At 57.1% G+C, this 22643-nt stretch carries 15 protein-coding genes; 10 read left to right on the top strand and 5 right to left on the bottom strand.

What is annotated here, in order from left to right:
• The first annotated feature begins 498 nt into the window (after positions 1 to 498).
• The 9 genes from H6B30_RS04405 (at position 499) to H6B30_RS04365 (ending at position 12885) form a co-directional block, all read left to right on the top strand.
• Positions 499 to 1335: an ATP-grasp domain-containing protein gene (locus H6B30_RS04405; protein WP_205108313.1), complete on the top strand. Its 837-nt coding sequence runs from the start codon at positions 499 to 501 to the stop codon at positions 1333 to 1335.
• The gene (locus tag H6B30_RS04400; RefSeq protein WP_205108311.1) at positions 1317 to 2027 is read left to right on the top strand and encodes an HAD family hydrolase; all 711 of its coding nucleotides are present in this window, start codon (positions 1317 to 1319) and stop codon (positions 2025 to 2027) included. Before H6B30_RS04405 ends, H6B30_RS04400 begins: the two co-directional genes overlap by 19 nt.
• Positions 2028 to 2111: 84 nt before the next feature.
• Positions 2112 to 3419: an inositol-3-phosphate synthase gene (locus H6B30_RS04395; RefSeq protein WP_205108309.1), complete on the top strand. Its 1308-nt coding sequence runs from the start codon at positions 2112 to 2114 to the stop codon at positions 3417 to 3419.
• A gap of 249 nt (positions 3420 to 3668) precedes the next feature.
• Positions 3669 to 6173 (top strand): DUF5686 and carboxypeptidase-like regulatory domain-containing protein, encoded by a 2505-nt coding sequence (locus tag H6B30_RS04390; RefSeq protein WP_205108420.1) that lies wholly within the window; start codon positions 3669 to 3671, stop codon positions 6171 to 6173.
• Positions 6174 to 6660: 487 nt separating this feature from the next.
• A complete protein-coding gene (locus H6B30_RS04385; protein WP_205108307.1) occupies positions 6661 to 7386 on the top strand; it encodes an NTP transferase domain-containing protein in 726 nt (241 codons plus the stop codon).
• 2 nt (positions 7387 to 7388) lie between these two features.
• Positions 7389 to 8327, top strand: a complete 939-nt coding sequence (locus H6B30_RS04380) for a CDP-alcohol phosphatidyltransferase family protein (RefSeq protein WP_205108305.1) — start codon at positions 7389 to 7391, stop codon at positions 8325 to 8327.
• Positions 8327 to 10726: a DUF5686 family protein gene (locus H6B30_RS04375; RefSeq protein WP_205108303.1), complete on the top strand. Its 2400-nt coding sequence runs from the start codon at positions 8327 to 8329 to the stop codon at positions 10724 to 10726. The genes H6B30_RS04380 and H6B30_RS04375 overlap by 1 nt, the downstream gene beginning before the upstream one ends.
• Positions 10727 to 10799: 73 nt before the next feature.
• Positions 10800 to 11285, top strand: a complete 486-nt coding sequence (locus tag H6B30_RS04370; RefSeq protein WP_205108301.1) for a PaaI family thioesterase — start codon at positions 10800 to 10802, stop codon at positions 11283 to 11285.
• 568 nt (positions 11286 to 11853) lie between these two features.
• Positions 11854 to 12885 (top strand): LacI family DNA-binding transcriptional regulator, encoded by a 1032-nt coding sequence (locus H6B30_RS04365; protein ID WP_205108299.1) that lies wholly within the window; start codon positions 11854 to 11856, stop codon positions 12883 to 12885.
• A gap of 336 nt (positions 12886 to 13221) precedes the next feature.
• On the opposite strand, the gene aroB is transcribed toward H6B30_RS04365, so the two are convergent.
• Positions 13222 to 14274, bottom strand: a complete 1053-nt coding sequence (aroB, locus tag H6B30_RS04360) for a 3-dehydroquinate synthase (protein ID WP_205108297.1) — start codon at positions 14272 to 14274, stop codon at positions 13222 to 13224.
• Between the two features lie 146 nt (positions 14275 to 14420).
• Here aroB and H6B30_RS04355 point away from each other — a divergent pair, with 146 nt between their 5' ends.
• Positions 14421 to 15776: an NAD(P)-dependent oxidoreductase gene (locus H6B30_RS04355; RefSeq protein ID WP_205108295.1), complete on the top strand. Its 1356-nt coding sequence runs from the start codon at positions 14421 to 14423 to the stop codon at positions 15774 to 15776.
• Positions 15777 to 15955: 179 nt separating this feature from the next.
• On the opposite strand, the gene H6B30_RS04350 is transcribed toward H6B30_RS04355, so the two are convergent.
• From H6B30_RS04350 to menB, 4 genes are all read right to left on the bottom strand, one after another.
• Positions 15956 to 18883: a TonB-dependent receptor gene (locus H6B30_RS04350; RefSeq protein WP_205108293.1), complete on the bottom strand. Its 2928-nt coding sequence runs from the start codon at positions 18881 to 18883 to the stop codon at positions 15956 to 15958.
• Between the two features lie 851 nt (positions 18884 to 19734).
• On the bottom strand, positions 19735 to 20709 hold the full coding sequence (locus H6B30_RS04345; protein WP_205108291.1) for an AMP-binding protein: 975 nt from the start codon (positions 20707 to 20709) through the stop codon (positions 19735 to 19737).
• Positions 20706 to 21746: an o-succinylbenzoate synthase gene (menC, locus tag H6B30_RS04340; protein ID WP_205108289.1), complete on the bottom strand. Its 1041-nt coding sequence runs from the start codon at positions 21744 to 21746 to the stop codon at positions 20706 to 20708. The genes H6B30_RS04345 and menC overlap by 4 nt, the downstream gene beginning before the upstream one ends.
• Before the next feature lie 22 nt (positions 21747 to 21768).
• Positions 21769 to 22596, bottom strand: a complete 828-nt coding sequence (gene menB / locus H6B30_RS04335) for a 1,4-dihydroxy-2-naphthoyl-CoA synthase (RefSeq protein WP_205108287.1) — start codon at positions 22594 to 22596, stop codon at positions 21769 to 21771.
• Positions 22597 to 22643 lie beyond the last annotated feature (47 nt).

The following is a 22643-nucleotide window of genomic DNA, read 5'->3' as shown; positions in this document are numbered from 1 at the left end:
ATGCCCATGTCTGGGTGGCGGGGCGCCAAGCGGCTCATTCCGCCACGGGCCTGGCGGTGTTGCAAGACGTGCCGTTTTGCACCGCGATACAGGCCGTTTTGCACCGCGATACAGGCCGTTTTGCAGAGTGAAACGGCACGTTCCGATAAATGGTTGGCCCTCAGGCGGTTCGGCAATCCGTGCCGCCGGCCTTCGCTACCGCCTGCATTCCACAGCCCAAAGCCATGCAGGCAGGTGGCGCCAAGCCCGGCCGGAGGGTGGGCATGGGCCTGGCCGATTTGTTATGAAATGTATATGTCATGATTGTTTGTCGCATATAAGTGGCAGACATACGTTAATGTGTGTTCATTTACCTTTTGAATAGATTCGTAGATGTTTAGAACGCTTTAATCAAATATATTGCTAAGAAAAATTAAAATGCCCAGGGAGTTTTCTGTTATAAGGCGGATTTTACCTAACTTTGTTGCCCGGAACATAATGATATAATGTAATCCGGACATGATATTGGCCATTGGCAGGGCAGAACGATTCTCTCCCAACTCGGTAGAAAAGGACGCAGCGATACTGGAAGGCGTGGCTGACGTGCTTCGGCACGACGGCTACGTAGTTGAGACCGTTGGTGAAACGGCTTTGCAACCCGGTCCCGTTGCAGAGGCATGCTTGTCGATGGGGCGCTTGCCCCAGACGCTGGCTTACCTCACCCAGATGCAGGCCCGGGGCTCGGTCGTTGTCAATTCGCCGGCCGGGGTCGACCTGTGCTGCAACCGGAGGCGGCTCACCGAAGCCTTGCGGATGGCAGGCGTGCCGGTGGCTCCTGCCGAAGGCAGCCACGGCTATTGGCTCAAAAGAGGCAGCGGAGTGGCCGAGAGCCGTCACGACGTGCAGTTTGCGGCCACCAAGGCCGACGTCGCCGTGGTGATGGAGGACATGAGGCGGCACGGCGTTGACGACATAATGGTGTCGGCCCACGTTGAGGGCGACCTGCTGAAGTTCTATGGCGTGCATGGCACCGGCTTCTTCCGGTATTTCTATCCCGGCGACGACGGGATGTCGAAATTCGGCGACGAGAGGCTCAACGGCCGCCCGCACCACTACATTTTTGATGAGTCGGCATTGCGGCTTGCCGCCGAGCTCGCCTCGAGGGTGGCCGGAGTGGATGTTTACGGAGGCGACTGCATTGTCAGGGCCGACGGCAGTGTTTGCCTGATCGACTTCAACGACTGGCCCAGCTTTTCACGCTGCCGCGACGAGGCGGCGCAGGCCATTGCGAAGCTGACGGCCGACCGGCTTGCACAAACAATTAAAAAGAAAAGAGTATGGCATCAGATATTTTGACTGGAAGCCGCGGATGTATATTCGACTACGGTGGCACACTCGACACCGGAGGCAACCATTGGGGACGTGTGATATGGCATTCATACGAGCGCATGGGCGTGCCTGTAGGCGAAGAGCTCTTCCGCGAGGCCTATGTCTATGCCGAGCGTGAGCTGGGGCGCAACCCCATTATACAGCCCGACTATACTTTCGAGAAGACGTTGTCTGTCAAGCTGCGCATAGAGATGGAGCACATAGGGCGGTGCATGGGAGGCTTCGATGCCCCCAAGTGGCACGGCGCGGTGCTCGCCGACCTCTATGGCTCGGTCAAGGCCGAGACCGCGCGCAGCCGTGACGTGCTGGCCCGGCTGGCCGGACGCATGCCGTTGGTGCTCGTCAGCAACTTCTACGGCAACATACACACCGTGCTCGGCGAGTTCGGCCTTGACGGCCTGTTTGCCGGCGTGGTCGAATCGGCTGTGGTGGGGGTGCGCAAGCCCGACCCGCAGATATTCTCTCTCGGCGTCAAGGCGCTGGGAATGGAGCCGGGCGAGGTTACCGTGGTGGGCGACAGCTATGCCAAGGACATCGTGCCGGCCAAGGCCGCAGGCTGCCATACCGTGTGGATGCGCGGCGAGGGCTGGACTGACGACGAGGCCGCCGACACCTCAGCGGCTGATTTCACCATACACAGACTGGCCGAGTTGCTGTAATGCGGCAGCGGCACATCATTGCAGAAGGCTTAAAAACGACATTGAAACAGTTATAAGTATACATACATTTAATATTAAATTGTAATGAAACAAACTAATGTAAAGCCGGCAGACGGCAAATTAGGCATTATGATTGTCGGCAACGGCGCCGTTGCGACAACATTCATGACAGGCGTGTTCATGACCAGGCGCGGATTGGCCAAACCAATTGGTTCTATGACACAGTACGACAAAATACGTGTCGGCCGCGGAGCAGATAAGCAGTACTTGCATTACAGCGATATAGTGCCACTGGCAAAGCTCGACGACATCGTGTTCGGAACATGGGATGTTTATCCGCAAAACGCATACCAGGCAGCAATGTATGCAGAGGTGCTGAAGGAGAAAGACATCAACCCTGTCAAGGACGAACTGGAGAAAGTCGTACCGATGAAGGCCGCATTTGACCGCAACTACGCCAAGAGGCTTGACGGAGACAACGTCAAAGACTGCAAGACGCGCTGGGACATGGTGGAGCAAATACGCCAGGACATACGCGACTTCAAGCAGAACAACGGCTGTTCGCGCATTGTTGTCATCTGGGCCGCGTCCACAGAGATATACGTTCCGGTAGACGAGACGTTGCACGGAACGCTTGCCGCACTCGAGGCTGCCATGAAAGCTGACGACCGCGAGCACATCGCACCGTCCATGTGCTATGCTTATGCCGCGCTTACAGAGGGCGCCCCGTTCATCATGGGAGCCCCCAACACAACCGTAGACATACCCGCCATGTGGGAACTGGCAGAGAAGACGAAGATGCCAATAGCCGGAAAGGACTTCAAGACAGGCCAGACGCTGGTGAAGAGCGGGTTCGCCCCGATAATCGGAACAAGGTGCCTGGGACTGAGCGGATGGTTCTCGACCAACATACTCGGCAACCGCGACGGTCTCGTGCTCGACGAACCGGCCAACTTCCACACCAAGGAGGTGAGCAAGCTCTCTACGCTTGAGACCATACTGAAGCCCGAAGTGCAGCCCGACCTCTACACCGACTATTACCACAAGGTGCGTATCAACTACTATCCGCCGCGCAACGACAACAAGGAAGGGTGGGACAACATCGACATCTTCGGCTGGATGGGCTACCCGATGCAGATAAAGATCAACTTCCTTTGCCGCGACTCGATACTGGCCGCGCCGCTGTTGCTCGACCTTACACTGCTGAGCGACCTTGCTGCACGTGCAGGCCGCTACGGCATACAGCGCTTCCTGAGCTTCTTCCTCAAGAGCCCGATGCACGATTACACCAAGGGCGAGGAAGCCGTCAACAACCTCTACCAGCAGTATACCATGCTGAAGAACGCCATACGCGAGATGGGCGGCTACGAGGCAGACGAAGAAATAGATTGACGATTGACGCGGGCTGAGCCACGCTCTCAGCCCTTATTTGACATTGTGGAGCCGGGAAGCCGGTCGTATGGCCATAGGCCTGTGGCGCGGCGGCATATTGATGCAGAGGCCGGGGGCAGGCCGCTTAACTCACGGCCGGCGCTTGTTTTGGGTGTTTCGGCTTCTCGGCTCCATTGCTTTCTTGTTTTTGTGTAATGCCATTTAAGCTAAAAAGATTTGGGAAAAAACAGAATAACATATTTGATTCTCATGCTGTTTGCCGTTGTGTTGCCGCTCAATGCGCAGATTTCTGGATATATCATTGACGACGCAACGGGTGACAGCATACCTTATGCCAGCGTGATTTACCGCGGGCACAATGTCGCAGTGGCCTCAAATCTGAGCGGGTATTACACCATAGAGCGGCATGACGGATGGCAGCTTACGTTCAGTTCGGTGGGCTACGAGCCTCAGACGGTAACCATCGGGCCCAAGACCAAGGGGCGGCTCGACATAAAGCTCAAGCCCGACACGCGCAAGCTGAAAGAAGTGACGGTGCGCGCCAAGCGCGGAAAGTACAGCCGGAAGAACAATCCGGCCGTGGAACTGATGAAGAAAGTCATAGCGGCGAAGAAGCGCACCGACCTGGACAACCGTGACTTTTACCAGTACAACAAGTACCAGAAGATAACCCTGGCCATCAACGACATCACGCCGGAGAAGCTGCAGACGCCAAAGCTCAAGAAGATGCCGTGGCTGCGCGACCAGGTGGAGAAGTGCCAATACAACGGAAAGCTCATTCTGCCGCTTTCGGTCGACGAGACCGTGACGCAGAAAATATACCGCAAAGACCCTCACAGCGAGAAGAACATTGTGAAGGGGCAGAACTCTACGGGCATCAACGACCTGTTCCAGACCGGCGACATACTCACAACCACGCTCAAGGACGTGTTCACCGACGTGAACATTTACGACGACCAAGTGCGCCTTCTGCAGTATCCGTTCACCTCGCCGATAGGAAAGAACGCCATAGCTTTCTACCGTTTCTACATCGAAGACACCGTGTTTGTGGATCGGGAAAAATGCTTCCACCTGCACTTCCTGCCCAACAACCAGCAAGACTTCGGCTTCAGGGGCGACATATACATCATGGCCGACTCGTCGTACCAGGTGAAGCGATGCGAGCTTACCATACCCAAGCGCAGCGATGTCAACTTCGTCGAGAACCTGCGCGTGCTCCAGGAGTTCAAGCAACTGCCCGACAGCACGTGGGTGCTTACGCAAGACGACATGGTGGCCGAGCTTAAGCTGACCGACTTTCTGGCAAAAGCCATCGTCATACGCACCACAAGGCTCAGCGACTACGCCTTCGACGCGCTGCCAAAGCAACTGTTCAAGGGCAAGGCGCGTGAGGTAAAGGAGGCCGATGCGATGATGCGCGACGACGATTTCTGGAATAAGTACCGCCAGGTGCACCTCACACAGAGCGAGAGCAAGATGGATGCGTTTGTCCATAACCTTGAGCAGATAAAGGGATTCAAGTATATCATCTTCGGCGCGAAGGCCCTCATAGAGAACTATGTCGAGACGGGCAACCCGAGCAAGGTCGACATCGGCCCCATCAACACCATGATTTCGAGCAACTTCATCGATGGGGTGCGCACCCGACTGAGCGCGCAGACCACCGCCAAGCTCAACCCGCACCTCTTCCTTAGCGGCTATTATGCCCGGGGATGGGACAGCCACAAGAACTATTACAAGGGCGAAGTGACCTACTCTTTCAACAAGAAGGAGTACTTGCCGAGGGAGTTTCCAAAGCGCACGCTGACGTTCTCGTCGACCTACGACGTCACGTCGCCGTCAGACAAGTTCATGCACACGGACAAGGACAATGTGTTTACGGCGCTGAAATGGACGAAGGTGGACAAGATGATGTTCTACAACAGGCAGGAACTGACCTTCGAGCGCGAGGAAGACTGGGGCTTCAAGACCACGGTGTCGATGAAGACCGAAGAGAACGAGGCCTGCGGCTACCTGCATTTCAGGCCGATGGCCACCGGAGCCGACACCAAGTTCCGTACCACCGAGTTGCGCGCTGAGCTGCGCTTTGCCCCGGGCGAGACCTACATCAACACCAAGCAGCGCCGACTGAAGATAAACCTCGACGCCCCTGTGTTCACCGTCAGCCACACGCTTGGGCTGAAGAACGTGCTCGGAGGCGACTATGACTACAACTATACGGAGGCCAGCATCTACAAGCGCTTCTGGGTGAACAGCTGGGGAAAGATAGACTGCTACGTCAGGGGCGGCGTGCAGTGGAGCAAGGTGCCCTTCCCGCTGCTGTGCATGCCTGCCACCAACCTGTCGTTCATCATACAAGACCAGACGTTCCAGCTCATAAACAACATGGAGTTCCTCAACGACCGCTTCGTCAGCGCCGACGTTTCGTGGGACCTCAACGGCAAGCTGTTCAACCGCATACCGCTCATCAAGAAGCTCAAGTGGCGTGAGTACATAGCCGTGAAAGTGTTGTGGGGAGACCTCACCGACAAGAACAACCCTTACGTGGCGCAGAATGCGGCCGACCCAGTGCTGATGCAGTTCCCCGAAGGTTGCTATGTGATGGACCCGAAGAAGCCGTATGTGGAAATGTCGTTCGGCATACACAACATATTCAAGATAATACATGTCGAGTATGTTCACAGGTTCAACTACCTCGACCTGCCCACGGCCCACAAGCACGGCGTTCGTTTCATGTTCCGCATGACGTTCTGACCAATGCCGGTTTGGCGCCGGCAATCAGTGCTGCCACAGCTTTCGGCTTGCCGTTTCACCCCCATTCGGCCATGGCGTCGCAACGATGCCATGGCCGAATGGGGTTTTTAGCGTAATGGCGGGCGGTTGGCGTGACGCCATTCTGCGCCCCGTAGCCGATAGCGCCGCCGTGGCGTAAGCCATCGCCCGCCTGTGCCGGAAGGGGCTCACGTGGCCCCGACTGTGCCGTATGTGCCGTTTTACGATGCCAAACGGCCCATACTGTATTTTGAAACGGGCCGTTTTGTGGTGCAATATGGCCCGTTTTGCAACCGCCTGTGTGCCAGGTGGTTGCGGCGTGCGGCCGAAGCCGGCCTCACGGGAGCGTGCCGCGGTGGCGCGTGGGAAGCCATACAGGCAAAAAAGACAAAAAAAACTAATTTCTTTCCCCGTCTCGTTTATAATGTGTAATTTTGCCACCGTTTATCAAATAAATGTAGATTCAAATATGAAATATGCCATTATTGCCGCTGGCGATGGCAGCCGTTTGGCAGCTGAAGGCGTGGCCGAGCCCAAGCCGCTCGTACGCGTTGGCGGCCGTCCGCTCATCGACCGCCTGCTCGATGTGTTCATGCAGAACGATGCCGAAGAGATAATAGTGATATGCAACGACCGCATGTCGTCGGTCGTGGCCCACCTGCGTGAGCTCCAGCGCGACGGGCTCGACGGTGTCCGCTTGCCGTTGCGTTATGTGGTCAAGACCACTCCGAGCTCCATGCACAGCTTTTTCGAGATAAGCCGGTATATGGGCGGGGGGGCGTTCTGTGTGACAACGGTCGACACAATATTCCGTCCCGATGAGTTCGGAGGCTACATACGCGCGTTCAAGAGCGAGGTGTCGGCAGGCAAGTGCCAGGGCATGATGGGCGTCACCGACTATATCGACGACGAGAAACCCCTGTATGTGCAGACCGACGAGGCCATGGGGATAACGGCGTTCCTCGACACTTCCGACTCATGCCGCTATGTGTCGGCCGGCATCTACGGGCTCACGCCATCGTCGTTGCCCACGCTCGACGGTTGCATGAGGCGCGGCGAGAGCCGCATGCGCAATTTCCAGCGCGCCATGATTGCCGACGGGCTCGTGCTGAGGGCATACCCGTTTTCTAAAGTCCTCGATGTAGACCATGCCTCGGACATACAGAAAGCCGAGGAGTTTTTAAGTGCAGAATGACGATGAAACGCAATTTCAAGGAACTGCTACATGCCTCATTCAAGTCTGAGGATACCGAAGAGTGGCTCGACGTACACTTCACACGGCCCGTCGGGCTGGCCTTCGCGCTGTTCTGGGAGCGCCTACACGTGCATCCCAACGCCATAACCGTGATGTCGATATTCCTCGGCCTGGGGGCCGGCTACATGTTTTACTTCACCGATGTGTGGCACAACGTGGCAGGAATAGCCCTGCTGATGCTCGCAAATTTCTGCGATTCGACCGACGGCCAGCTGGCCCGTCTCACCGGCCAGAAGACGCTGGTGGGCCGTGTGCTCGACGGATTCTCGGGCGACCTGTGGTTTTTTGCCATCTATCTGGCCATCGCGCTGAGGCTCTGGCCGCAGCTCATACCGTTCACATCGGTGCATTGGGGGCCGCTGGGCATACTGCTTTGCGCCGTGGCCGGCTTCTTGTGCCATTCGCCGCAGAGTTCGCTCGCCGATTACTACCGACAGATTCACCTTTACTTCCTGCTTGGCAAGAAGGGCAGCGAGCTCGACGACTCGGCCTCGCAGCGTGCCATTTACGACTCGCTGCCGCGCAAGGGAGCCTTCTGGGCCCACAAGTTCTATTACAACTATGCCAACTATTGCCGCAGCCAGGAGCGCCGCACGCCGGCCTTCCAGCAGTTTTACAAGTGCCTGCGCGCCCGCTACCAGTCGGTGGAGGATATGCCCCGGCAGCTGCGCGACGACTTCAGGCGTGGCTCGCTGCCGCTGATGAAATATGCCAACTTGCTGACGTTCAATTCACGTGCCATCCTCATTTATGTCACGTGCCTGCTCAATGTGCCCTACGTTTACCCGCTGGTGGAGATTGTTGTCTTCACTGCCATGTACCGTTACATGCGTTCAAGGCACGAGCAGCTGTGCCTTGGGCTTAGCCACAGGTATTGCTGATGGGCAGGTGGGCGGCGTTTGTGTTTCTGTTGCTGCTCTTCTGCCCTGCAGGAGCCGCGGCACAGGTGAACTCGGAGCTCAGCCGTGACACAACAAAGTGGTTCAACCGCACCCACCGTGTCAGCGAGATTACAGTGCGCTCCAAGCGCTCACGCTACAGCCGGAAGAACAACCCGGCCGTGGAACTGATGAAAAAGGTCATCGCGGCCAAGCGTCGCACCGACCTGTCTAACCGTGATTACTATCAGTACCGCAAGTACCAGAAGCTCACTTTTGCCGCCAACGAGGTGGTGCCGAGCGACTTTGAGCATGGCTTGCTTAGCAAGATACCGGGCGCACTCAACCAGATTGAGCCGTGCCTGATGACCAACAAGCTGATATTGCCGGTCACGGTGAGCGAGACGGTGACCCGGCGGATATACCGCAAGCGCCCCAAGGCAGAGAAAGACATCGTGGAAGGCGAACGCTCGGAGGGCATAGAGCAGTTCTTCCAGTCGGGCGACATCCTGACAAGCGCGCTGAAAGACTTCTTCACCGACGTCAACATTTACGACGACCAGATACGCCTGCTGCAGCACCCCTTTACATCTCCCATCGGAAAAGACGCCATCAGGTTCTACCGTTTCTACATACAGGACACGCTGAGCGTGAGCGGCGACAGTTGCATACACCTGCACTTCCTGCCCAACAACCAGCAGGACTTCGGATTCCGGGGCGACATCTACATCATCAAAGACTCTTCATACCAGGTAAAGCGCTGCGAACTGAGCATACCGCAGCGCAGCGAAGTCAACTTCGTCGACGGCATGATGATACTCCAGGAGTTCACGAAGTCGCCAGACGGCGACTGGCTTCTCACCACCGACGACATGATTGTCGAGCTCGAACTGTTCGACTTCATGCAGAAGGCGGCCGTGATTCGCAACACGCGAATCACCGATTATGCCTTCGGGCCTATAGCCCCGGGCGAGTTTGAAGGCAGGCCCGCGTTGAGCTCCGAGCCGGGGGCGAAGCGGCGTTCGCAGGAGTATTGGCAGCAAAACAGGCAGGTAGAGCTGACAAGGAGCGAGCAGAACATGGGCAACTTCCTTGGCACGATGGAGCGGGGAGGGGCTTTCAAGTACATAATGATGGGCTTGAAGCTGCTTGTAGAGAACTTCATCGAGACGGGGGTGGGCGGCCGACCGAGCAAGGTAGACATCGGGCCGGTGAACACCATGGTCACTTCAAACTTCATAGACGGCTTCCGCACGAGGCTGAGCGCGCAGACAACGGCCAACCTCAACCCGCATTTCTTCATGAGCGGATACTACGCCCGCGGGTGGAAAAGCCGCAAGAACTATTACAAAGGAGAGCTCACCTATTCGTTCAACGCCAAGGAGTACATGCCCCACGAGCAGCCCTTGCGCAACATCACGCTCTCTTCGACCTACGACGTGTGCGCTCCCACCGACAAGTTTATGTCGACAGACAAGGACAATGTGTTTGCTTCCTTTAAGTGGACAACCGTAGACAAGATGATGTTCTACAACCGGCAGCAACTCAAGATGGTGCGCGAGGAGGTGTGGGGGCTGCGCTCCACGCTCACCGTCACGGCCGAAGAGAACGAGCCCTGCGGCCAGTTGCGCTTCGTGACGCTTGCCGACAAGGCCCGGGCCGAGGCGTCGGGTGGGGGCGTGACGGCCCCGTCGCGCTCTATACGCACCACCGAGGTGAGGGCCGAGCTTCGCTATGCGCCCGGCGAAAAGCTTGTGTACACCAAGCAGCGCAGCCGTCCGATAAACCGGGATGCACCTGTGCTCACCCTGAGCCATGCCATGGGCGTGGGCGGTTTGCTTGGCGGGCAGTACAGATACAACTTCACCGAGGCCACGTTCTTTAAGCGTATATGGGCCAAGAGCTGGGGAAAGGTAGACGTAGACCTGCGCGCCGGGGCCCAGTGGAACCAGGTTCCGTTCCCCTTGCTCATCATGCCGGCGGCCAACCTGTCGTATGTCGTGCAGCGCGGAACGTTCGAGTTGATCAACAACATGGAGTTCCTCAACGACCGCTACGCCAGCCTTGATGTGTCGTGGGACATGAATGGCAAGCTATTCAACCGCCTGCCGCTCATCAAGCACCTCAAGTGGCGTGAGTTCCTGGCCGTGAGGGCATTGTGGGGCGACCTTACCGACAAGAACAACCCCATGCTGGCGCGCAATGCGGGAAGCTCCGTGCTGATGCAGTTTCCCGAGGGTTCGTATGTCATGAATCCCTCGACGCCATACGTCGAGGTGGCTGTCGGTGTGCACAATGTGTTCCGTTTCTTCCATATAGAGTATGTCCGCAGGCTCACCTACCTCGATTTGCCCACAGCCACCAAGCACGGCGTGCGCTTCAAATTCACCTTGAAGTTCTGAAAAACTTGGCTGCCGAGAGCGTTTTATGCCGCTTTTTGCTTACTTTTGCGGGTGTAACCAAACAACAATGCTTATGAGAAAGATAAACAACCCTTGGCTTTCCAAGCCTGGATACGACTGTTTCGGTTGTTGCCCAGACAATCCGCTGGGCGTCAAGATGGAGTTTTATGAAGACGGCGACAGCGTGGTTTGCTTCTGGAAGCCGCAGGCCCACTACCAGGGATGGATAGACACGTTGCATGGCGGCATACAGGCCACGCTGATAGACGAGTGTGCTTCGTGGGTGGTGTTCCGCCGGTTGCAGACCACAGGCGTCACCACCAAGCTTGAGGTGCGCTACCGCAAGTCGATAATGACCACCGAAGAGCAGATTACCATACGTGCCACCTTGAGCGAGATGCGCCGCAACATGGCATTGATTCATGTCGAGATAGCCAACTCAAAGGGTGAACTCTGCACCGAGGGCGAAGCCACCTATTTCACGTTTCCGCCCGAAAAGGCAAGGGAGATGGGGTTTACCAGCTGTGATGCCGACGGCGACGGCGTGACGGCAGAATGACGGCCGGTGGCTTGCGCCGCCCGTCGTGGCCGGCAAAGCCAAAAGAGAAAGGGCCAAGCATGTCTCCCGACAGTCTTGGCCCGATGTTTTCTAACTAACTTATTATCAACTATTCATTACTCATTTTCATTTCGGATGTCATGCCCTACAATTCGCCTTGCCATTTCATGTTGGTTGAGGCATTGCCTCGGGCGATTTTGTTTAGGTCACAAGGAATATCGACTCAGCCTCGGCAGGGATAGTGCCAACGAGTGCAAAACGAGCTTGCTCATGTATTGCCGCCTGCCGCTTATCCTTTCGAATGATAATGCCGACGAGTGCAATGTGAGCTTTCTCACAGATTGCCGAGTCCAATTTTTCTGATGCAAAGATAGCTACAAATTCATTACAATGTCGCCGTTATATTGAAAAAACTAACGTAAACGTTTGCGCATTTGGTCTACTTTACGTAATTTTGCAGCAAGAAGCGGCCGTGTTTGCGATTCGCCGCTTAAGTGCCAACACTCATTGCAGCAGCTACAATGGTTAGAAACAATTATTTACGACCTTACAACAAACACTTAAAACTATGGCTGACAGCAGACGAAGAGTTTCACTCAAAGACCTTGCCCAGGAGCTTGGGGTGAGCATTGCCACCGTGAGCCGCGCCCTGCGCAGCAGTCCAGAGATAGGCAAGGAGATGCAGCAGCGGGTCAAGGACTTGGCCCAGAGGCTCAATTATCGTCCCAATCCATTTGCAAGAAGCCTGAGGCGTGAGTCGCCGAGGGTTATAGGCGTGGTCATGCCCAACCTCGTCTCCCACTACTATGCAGCCGTTCTCGACGGCATAGAGGACGAGGCGGCCAAGGCCGGCTATTCTGTGATAAGCGCAAACAGCCACGAGGATTTTGCTGCCGAGGCCAGGGCCATCGACAATTTCATAAGCCTGCATGTGGAAGGCATAGTGGCTTGCCTGGCGCAAGACACCACCGACTACTCTCATTTCGAGGAACTGGCAGCCATGGGCATACCGCTTGTGTTTTGCGGACGCACATGCCTGCCCGACCGTTTCTCGTCGGTCACGGCCAACGGCGACGAGGCCGCCAGGCAGGCCACGCAGCACCTGATAGACACCGGCAGCCGCCGCATAGCCTTCATCGGCGGCCCCAACCACCTTGACATGGTAAGGAGGCGCAAGCACGGCTACCTCGAGGCCTTGCGCGACAACCGCATAGCCATCGACCGCACGCTCGTTGCCTGCGACCGGATTGACTACAACGTGGCGATGAAGGCCGTCGGGCAGATGCTGGCCCGGCCCGACCGCCCCGATGCCATACTGGCTTTCAACGACACAATCACCTTTGCCGCCTTTGCCGCCATCAAGCACATGGGGCTCAGCATACCCGACGAGGTGGCGCTGATAGGCTTCACCGACGATGCCCATGCGGCGTATGTCACCCCTCGCCTGTCGGCCATCGTAGACCAGTCTCACCTGATGGGCGTTACGGCGTGCAGGATGCTGTTGCGCAACATTGCCGGCGACAAGGCTGTGTGCCGCGAGGTGGTGCCCCAGCAGCTTGTCATCAGGGAGACCTCGGCCAAGCGGAGAGACTTGCTTTGAATCCCCCTCGGCCATCTGTTTGTATTGAATTGCCATGCCGTGGCGGCGTGGCGGCAAACCCGCTGAAGGCCAATGGGTTACGGATATGGGCCGTTTTGCAATGCAAAACGGCCCATATCGCTGTTCAAAACCTGCCGTTTTGCGGTGCAAAACAGCCTGTTTGGCACCGCCGCGGCTCACGTTGCATACTGCTGTAAACATCATTCGCTGCCGTGGGGCTGCCCATGCACCACCCTGAAGCGGCCGCCGTTGGCGTGTCGCGGCGCCGCTTGCGTCCGTTTGCGGCAACCGGGCTGTGGCGCCGGCCCGGTCATGCCGCCCTGCCGCACGCGCCGTTCAGTTGCCCTCGCGGTAGAAGTCGAGAGCTTCAAATATCTCGTCTCTCGTGGCCGTCTGGTTTATCCTGATGTCGCCGATGCCGCCGAGCAGCGTGAAGTTTATCGTCCCGGCCACGTTCTTCTTGTCGTGAGTCATCAGTTCAAACAGCGTGGCATAGTCGTCGCACGTTATGTTCATCTTTCCGTAATGCTCGTTGATAAACGCCACCGTCTGCCTCATCTTGTCTGCGGGGAAGCCCGTTTTCACCACACTGAGATACAGCTCGCACACTAGTCCGTAGGCCACGGCATACCCGTGTAGCACAGGCCTGTGTGCCAGGGCGAACGACTCGAAGGCGTGGCCGGCCGTGTGGCCCAGGTTGAGGGCCTTGCGCAGCGAGCGTTCGGTGGGGTCTTCGAGCACAATCCTCTCCTTTACGGCCACCGAATCGGCCACCATCCGCCTCAGTTGGCCGAGATCCGGGTGCTCCACGTCGAACGCCAGGAGCTCGGCCCACATTCGTTCGCTGCTTATCAGGCCGTGCTTCAGCATCTCGGCATACCCCGACAGCATGTTCTCGGTGTCCATGGTGCCAAGGAAGTCGGTGTCTAATATCACGCGGCTGGCATTGTTGAACACCCCGACCTCGTTTTTCAGCCCGTTGAAGTTTATGCCCGTCTTCCCGCCGACCGATGCGTCTACCATGGCGAGCAGCGTTGTCGGGACGTTCACGTAGCTTATCCCGCGCTTGAATGTCGATGCGGCAAACCCGCCAAGGTCGGTCACCATGCCCCCTCCTATGTTTATGAGCATAGAGTGGCGCGTGGCCCCCATCCGGCCCAGTTCGGCCCACACGTGTTGCAGCGAGTCGATGTTCTTGTTGGAGTCTGTGGCCTTTATGGTAATCAGCCCGGCCTCATTGACCCCGGGGCAGCTTGCCGCCAGCGGCAGGCACAGGCGTGCCGTGGTTTCGTCGGCAAGCACGAAGATGCGGTCGGGGGCGCATTCGGCAATCGCCCCGGCCAGTGCCTGGCCCAGGTTATCGGATATTGTAATCTTCTGTTTTTCCATTTTTCAAGCTGTTTTGCATGTTGCAAAGTTACTGTAAATATGTGGGTCTTGAAATAAAAAGGCGTTATTATTTTGCCGAATGTCAAACTTGACGTATCTTTGTGGCATATTTATCGCTGTAATTAAGGATAAACTACTTAAACGACATGGAGAAAGAACACGAACAGAGAGACCTTTTCCACGAGGTCAACGAGGGTTATACCATCCTTGAGGCTATCAACGAGGCCAAGCGTTGCCTTCACTGCAAGGTGCCGTCGTGCCGCAAGGGCTGTCCCATCAGTCAGGATATTCCCGACTGGATAAATGAGATATCGAAGGGAAACTTCGGCAATGCGATGAAGATAATCAACGACAAGAGCAACCTTCCGGCTGTTTGCGGGCGCGTGTGCCCCCACGAGAAGCAGTGTGAAGGCCACTGTGTGCTCACCAAGAAGGGCCAGGGCATACATGTGGGCAAGCTGGAGCGCTTCATCGCCGACTTCGATGGCGACATGGGTCTGATACGCGAGAAGCTGCAACCCAAGACCCGCGGCCGCGTGGCCGTCATCGGTTCGGGGCCCGCCGGGCTCACCATTGCCGGCGACCTGGCCCGCATGGGCTTCAACGTCGAGGTGTTCGAGATGGAGCCCGAGCCAGGCGGCGTGCTCATGTTCGGCATACCGGAGTACCGTCTGCCCAAGGACGTGGTGCGGCGCGAGATAAAGAAGATTGAGGAACTGGGCGTGGTGTTCCACTGCAACACCACCATTGGCACCGACCTCAACATCGACCAGATGTTTGAACGCGGTTTCGACGCCATCTTCATGGGCACCGGGACGGTCAAGCCGCGCAAGCCCGACATCCCGGGGCGCAACCTCAGGGGTGTGAGGCAGGCCGTCTATTTCCTGCGGAAGGTAAGCCTGTACAACGAGGGTAGCATAGCCCGCGAGGACGTACCGGTGCACGACGGCGACCGGGTCTTTGTCATCGGCTGCGGAAATACGGCCATGGACGCCGCACGCACGGCCATACGCATGGGCGCCAAGGACGTGGAGATTGTGTATCACCGCACCATCGACGACATGAGCGCGCTGAGGTCGGAGTACGACGAGGCCGTAGAGGAGGGCGTGAAGTTCAATTGGCAGTCGAGCATAGTCGAGATTCTCGACTACAACGGCATCCTCAGCGGTGTGGTGATTGAGAGCGGCGGCGAGCGCAGGATAGAGAAAGCCGACAAGGTTTTGATGGCCATCGGCTCGGTACCGGCCAGCCGCATCGTGTCGACTACAAAGGGAATAGATGTCGATGAGCGCGGCTACGTGCTCACGCGCGAGACGCCTTACGGCATGACAAGCCGCAAGGGCGTGTTTGCCGGCGGCGATGTGGTCAACCGCCCGTCTACCGTTGTGCTTGCCATGCGCGACGCCAAGCTCGTTGCCGAGGGCATTGCCAAGTATGTAGACGCCATCAAGCTGCTCGAGGCGGTCAACTCGCCGCAGGCTCGCACCGATGGTGCAGGGTAGCAGTTGCTGCCCAGACTTTTTACATTTCTGTGGGCGTGGCCGTACGGCAGGGCAGACTTTTGCCGGCGGTGTGGGCTGCGTCACAAAGCTCCGAGGGGGCTGCAAACAATCCGTTTGCAGCCCCCTCGGAGCTTTGTGGCCGCATTCGGTGTTGCCGTTGCGGCGTGGCGCCGGTGCCGTCAGAAGCGCCCCGGCCTGCCAAACCCACCACCTCGCGGGCCGCGTGGGCCCATGCCGCGGTCTCTCGGGCCACGAGGCTGCATGTTCTGGCGTGCCTCCTTTGAGCCAAACAGGTTGAGGCGGTAAATCACGTGTAGCATGCCGAAGCTCGTTATGGCGTTGTATTCGGTGTCGCTGCGCTGCATGGCGTTGATGGTACGGCTGAAGTTGCTCTGCTGGTGAAGCAGGTCGTAGAACTGAAGCATCACGATCAGGTTCTTGCCTTTGAGGAAACTTTGGCTCACCTGGGCGTTCCATATCAGCTCGTTGGTGTTGAGCGACTCGTCGCTGTAGCCCCTGCGGCTGTTCATGTTGAGGTCGAAAGCCACCTCGGTGCCCCACGGCAACCTTACATTAGAGTTGAAACCATAGGCAAACTCCCACGTGTCGAGATTGCTGTTTGGCTGCAGTTTGTTGCGCGAGTGCTCATATTCCACAGAGCCGTTGAGCTCAAATTCAAACCAGTCGTTGCGGAAACCGGCAGTCAGTTCCTCTTCGAATGAAGTGCTGCGGGTGGTGTTCTTTTGCGAGTCTTGGTTGTCGATGCTCACGTAACCTACGCTGTTGGTGTACCTTATCTCGGTGTTTGTGCTTACGTTGAAGAGCCCGGCAGAGTCTATTGCGCTGTTGAACAGGAACTGTCCGCGCGTCGACCAGTTGCCGTTGATGTTCTCGGGGCGTGTCGTCCTTCCGCCGGTCTCAGGGTCATAGCGCACCATGTTGCTGATGGAGTTGCTCGTTGTCTGGAACCTGAAGTTGGCCATCAGGGTCTTGTAGTGGTTCTCTATGTAGTTGTTGTAGAACATATTGAGGGTGTTGGTGAACGACGGCTTAAGGCCGGGGTTACCCATCGATATGTTCAGGGGGTCGCTGTCGTCGGTGATGTCGAGCAGGTCGCTCATGCTCGGCTGGCTGGTTGTGCCGCGGTAGCGCACCCTAAGCTGGCTCACTTTAGATATCTTCCATCTGAAGTCGAGCGTCGGCGATATGTTGGTTACCGTGCGTGTGGTGTCGGTTGTCACCCCCTGGTAGCGCTGAACGAAGTTTGTTTTCTGCGGCATCACGGTCACTCCGAAGTTCAGGTTGTAGGTTGGGCGTATTATTCGCATCATCACCTCGATGTCGTGGATGTAGTTCTTGTACTCCGAGAAGCGGCTGAGGTCTTCGTCGAGATACGTAGTGTATGGGTTTTCGAGGCGGTTCAGGTAGTCGTCCCAGCCGCGGTATACAGGCGACAGGCCGGCGAAGAAGTTCTCGCCGAGGTTGCTGAAGTCGAACGTAGAGCGGTCGCTCTTCGTGTATTTGTACTGGAACTCATAGCTGAATTGCAGGAACGTGGCCTTGAAGATAGGCTCGCTGTAGGTGGCCCTGATGCTGTAGTCCCAGTTTTTCTGCGGGGTGAGGTTGTAACGGTTGGTCTGGTAAGTCGAGTCTTGGCCCAGCATGTTCTTTGTCTTGTACAAGTGTACGTTGTTGGTGCTCAGGCTTTTGCTCTCGCTGTCGCCGAAGTTGCCCCTCAGTCTCAGCGTAACGTTTCGCCCATCGTTGTTGAGCCGTCGGTTGAACATGAGCATTCCGCCGAAGCTTTTGGACTCGCTGTATGTTATGCTGCTGTTTCTCCGTGAGTTGACAGCCATAGAGTCGGCGGCCATCTGCTCTATTGAGGCAGCTGCCAGCGGGTCGGAAACATACAGATACGGGTCTTCGTTGAACGTGGCCGACTCGCTCAGGCTAATCCCGTCGCTTGTCGAGTAGCTGAAAGTAGGCCTGAACATAATGGTGGTCATTGTGTCGGGATGCCATTCAAAGCGCATCTGGGCGTTCCACGAGTCGCTGCGCGAATAGCTCTGGTTGAGGCTGTTGGAGAACGACCCCTCTGTGCTTACGAAGTTTTCGGTAGAGTTTTTCGTGCGCGTGTCGCCGTCGCCGTGGTTCCATCTCACGCTTCCGTCAAGGCGCAGCTTGTCTTTCTCTTCGTAGTTGAAGTTGAGACCGAGCATCTTCGACGACTGCAGTCCGCGCCGTCCGCCGCCGAACCGTCCGCCTCGCCCGCCGAAGCCGCGGTCGTTGGTGTTGTTGGCGCTGCCGAATCCCATCAGCCTCAGCTTGTCGGTAAACCGCATTGCCATGAGCCTTGCGGCATAGCGGTCTTTAGTTCCGTACGAGAGGTCGGCGTTAGACAGTAGTCCTTTGTTCATGCCTTTCTTTATTCCGAAGTCGAGCACGGTCTGTTCCTCGCCGTCGTCGATGCCCGACACCCTGGCGAGGTCGCTCTTCTCGTCGTACGATTTCACCTTCTCTATTATCGAGGTAGGCAGGTTTTTCAGAGCGGTCTTGGTGTCTCCCACCATAAACTCCTTGCCGTCTACGAGAATCTTCTTTACCTCCTTGCCGTTGATTGTTATGTTTCCGTCGTCGTCAATCTTGGCTCCCGGCAGTCTTTTTATCAGCTCTTCGACCACCGACCCCTCGGGAGTCCTGTAGGCTGCAGCGTTGTAGACAAACGTGTCTTCGCGTGTGGTCACCTTCAGGGCGCGGCCTGTCACGGTGGCCCCCTTCAGCATTATGGCGTCGGGTTCCATGCTTATCGTGCCCAGCGGCATGTTCTTTCCGCCGCTGATGGTGATGTTCTTGTGGTAAGTCTTGAAGCCTATGCACGTCACTTGCAGTATGTACTTGCCGTCGGCCGGGGCTGCTATGCTGAACGAACCGTTTGTGGCGGTCAGTCCTCCCTTGGCCATTGTGCTGTCGGTCTTCAGCAGTTTCACCGTTGTCATGGCCAGAGGCTCGTTTGTTTCAGCTTCGATGACCTTTCCGGTCACGTTGCGTTGCGCGAGAGCAGCGAGAGTTGCCGTCACGACGGCAATCAACAATAAGAGTCTTTTCATTTCTATGCGTGGAGATTAGTTACGCTATTATGACGTTTGGTTTGGTCGAACGTTTAATCAAAAGAAAACTTTGTTTTAATGAAATTAATTTTTTAGCATATCCATATCGTTTTTATGTCGATGTGCAGTCGTGGCGGGTGTTGTGTTAAGTCTTTTTAACTGCATTTTCGGGCGTTTCAAACAGTTGTGCGCTATGGCTTGCTTGGTGGTAGCCCGATGCCTTCGGTTGCATGTGGCACACGGCGTGGGGCAGCGGCGTGTGGCCTGCCGGGCAAGCCGCCATGCACCGTTACCCCATGCCGCACGGCTGGTATGTTTTGTTTACATCTGTTGCATGGCAATGCCGTGCGGGCCGTTTTGCGTGCCGATACGGGCCGTTTCGCCTTGCCAAACGGCCCGTATCGGCATCCAGCCGAGGCCGTTTCGCGGGGCTGTTTCTGCAGCAGTGCAAATGGTTGGCTACCAGGATGTTGGCTTGCCGCATACTCGGCGCGAAACATGTTTACACATTCTGCACCGCCGTTGCCTTGCCGTGGGGCGTGCTGCCGGACTGCGGCCACAGCCATCAAGCCTTTGGCGGCGGGGCTGCCCGGCCCGGGCATAAGGCCATGTGCATGGCTGCTGCTGCGCCCGGTGTGTTGCACAATGCTTCGATGACAAGGCAACGGCCCAGGTCACAGCGGCAATCAATGTGCATGGAAGCGGGATGTCAAAGTTTTGGGATAACGATGGCAATATCTAAACAAACACTCTTAGATATTGTAGCAGGTTGGTAAAATGCCGCCGGCCGTGCCGAGCCTGTTGTCCACAGGAGTCGGCACGGCCGGCGGCGGCCATCGCCTGATGGTTGTTCAGCGGCTTTCCTCGGCCAGTCTCTCGGCCTCTTTCCTTGCCGGCTTGCCCGTGGCGGTGGTTGGAATGCGGCATACCGAGATGATGTGGTGCGGTTGCCAGTACTTTGGCAGCGCGTTGCGGCATGCCGCCTCGACTCTGGCCGTGTCGGCCGATTGCACAAGCAGCACCACGGCTTCGCCATACTTTGGGTCCTTGCGCTTGGTTACGATGAACGGAGAGCCTATGTGCGGGGCAAGCATCCGCTCCACTTCCTCGGCCTGAATCTTTATTCCGCCGCTGCATATCACGTTGTCCTTGCGCCCGATGATGCGGAAGCGGCGGCCGTCGGGGGCCAGGCGGGCAATGTCATTGGTGGTGATGGTGGTTGCGCATACGTCGGGCGCGTCGATGGCAAGGCATCCGTCGGGCGTGAGGCTCACCGAAACCCCGTCGAATGGAGTGTACCACTCGGACGCCTCGGGCCCGCTGAGGCGCCTCAGTGCTATGTGCGACAGCGTCTCGGTCATGCCGTAGGTGCTCCAGACTGCATTGCCGAAGCAGGCCAGTTCGGCAGCCATGTCGTTGTCTATGGCCCCTCCGCCAATGATGAGGTGACTGATGCTGCCGAGCAGGCGGCGCTCTTCGGCCACCCGTAGCGAGTTGTATACCTGCATGGGAACCATGGCCGCAAACGTGGGGGCGCTCTTAAGGCCTGCCAGCGGATGCCCCGAAGGAGGCACTTCGATAAGGCGCAGGCCACAGACAATGGCCCTTACGACCATCATCTTGCCCGCTATGTAGTCGAGCGGCATGCATAGCAATGCCGTGTCGCCGGCATTCAGGCCGAGAAAACGGCATGTTGTCAGTGCCGATGCCTTCATCCTGCTTTTCTCGACCCACATGGGTTTGGGGGCGCCTGTTGAGCCGCTGGTGTGCACCAGCAGCCTTTCGGAGCCATCGTTCCATTCTCTTATAAACTCTTCTGCGTTCATTGCTGCGGCTTAAACCAAACAGAGTCGTTCCTCATTTCTATCGGCATGTCGATGTTGTCGGTGTATAGCAGCCCCGTGCCGAGCCCTTGCGGCATCGTGATGCGGTCGCCATACATCTTTGCTGTGAGCTGGGCCACGGCGTTGAGGCCCACGTTGCTCTCCAGCGCGCTTGTTATCCACGATCCTATGCCGCGCTCGCCGGCCAGCCTTATCCATTCTTCCGTGCCGCGCATGCCGCCGTGCAGCGAAGGCTTGAGCACTATGTAGGCCGGCTTGATGATGTTTAGCATCTGGGCTTTCGTCTCGGTGTCGTTGACGCCAATGAGCTCTTCGTCGAGAGCTATGGGCAGTGGTGAGTCGCGGCACAGTTCGGCCATGTCGCCCCAGCGGCGCGTCTTGATGGGCTGCTCGATGGAGTGGATGGCGTATTGCGACAGCAGTTCCAGCTTGTAGAGGGCCTGGTCGTAAGGGAAGGCGCAGTTGGCGTCGAGCCTTATTTGCATCTCCCGTGGTGAGAAACGCTCGCGGATGCGCTTTAGCAAGGCCGTCTCGGCATCAAAGTCGATGGCTCCAATCTTCAGCTTTATGCACCTGAAGCCCTGCCTTATTTTCTCTTCCATCCTGTCGAGCATCTCTTCGTATGAGCCCATCCACACCAGGCCGTTGATTGGAATGCCAGTCTCGCCGCGGCTGAAGGCAGTGTCGAACAGGGCGGCCGAGCCACGCTGGAAGTTCAATAGGGCGGTCTCCAGTCCGAAAAGCATCGAGGGGTAGTCGGCCATGGCGTCGTAGTCTATCAGCCCCTGTTGCTCAAACATGTCGCAGAAAGCCCTCAGGCGTTCGCCATAGTCGGGGCGGGCGTCGCAGCTCAAGTCGGGCATAGGGGCGCATTCGCCCACACCCAGGCGCCCGGGGGCGTCGGCGGCCGTCAGTTCAACAAACCATGATGTCCTCGTGGTGTATGTTCCCCGCGATGTCCCGGCGGGCTGCTTGAAGTGGAATGTGCGCGGAGTGATTGATATTTTGTACCTTTCCATCAGTTAGAAGTTGGTTTTTATGTCAAGGCAGCTTGGGGTATTTCTTGAAGTCGGGCTTGCGTTTCTCGAGGAAAGCGCGGCCCCCTTCCTGTGCCTCGTCGAGGAAGTAATAGAGCATGGTGGCGTCGCCGGCCAGTTCCTGAATGCCGGCCTGTCCGTCGAGCTCGGCGTTGAGCCCCGCCTTTATCATTCTCAGCGCCAGCGGGCTGCGCTCCATCATCGTCTGGGCCCACTCTACACACTCGTCTTCGAGGCGCTCGAAGGGCACCACTTTGTTGACCATGCCCATGCGCTCTGCCTCGGCCGCGCTGTACTGGCGGCACATAAACCATATCTCGCGGGCTTTCTTCTGTCCTACGATGCGGGCAAGGTAGCTTGCACCGAAGCCGGCATCGAACGAGCCAACCTTTGGCCCTGTCTGTCCGAAGATGGCATTCTCGCTCGCTATGGTGAGGTCGCAGACGAGGTGGAGCACATGTCCGCCGCCGATGGCGTAGCCGTTTACCATTGCGATGACGGGCTTGGGCAGGCGGCGTATCTGCATCTGCACATCAAGAACGTTGAGCCTTGGCACGCCGTCTTCGCCAACATAGCCGCCGCGCCCCTTCACGTTCATGTCGCCGCCCGAGCAGAACGCCTTGTCGCCGGCGCCGGTGAGTATGACCACTCCGATGTGCCGGGCTTCGCGGCACCATGCCAACGCCTGGCTCATCTCCCACGTTGTGCGTGGCGTGAAGGCGTTGCGGTAGCGCGGACGGTTGATGGTTATCTTCGCTATTCCGTCGAATTCGTCGAACAGTATTTCCTTAAAGTCAAACCCTTCGATGGGCTTCCATTCTCTTTTTTCCATGAGTCTTATGTTTGTTTCAGTTTTGTCTGTCTTTTTGCCACGGCTCA

Source organism: Marseilla massiliensis (assembly GCF_016899955.1).
Lineage (GTDB): Bacteria > Bacteroidota > Bacteroidia > Bacteroidales > Bacteroidaceae > Prevotella > Prevotella intestinigallinarum.
The sequence above is the reverse complement of the archived record's forward strand: the minus strand, read 5'-3'. Positions and strand labels throughout refer to the sequence as shown.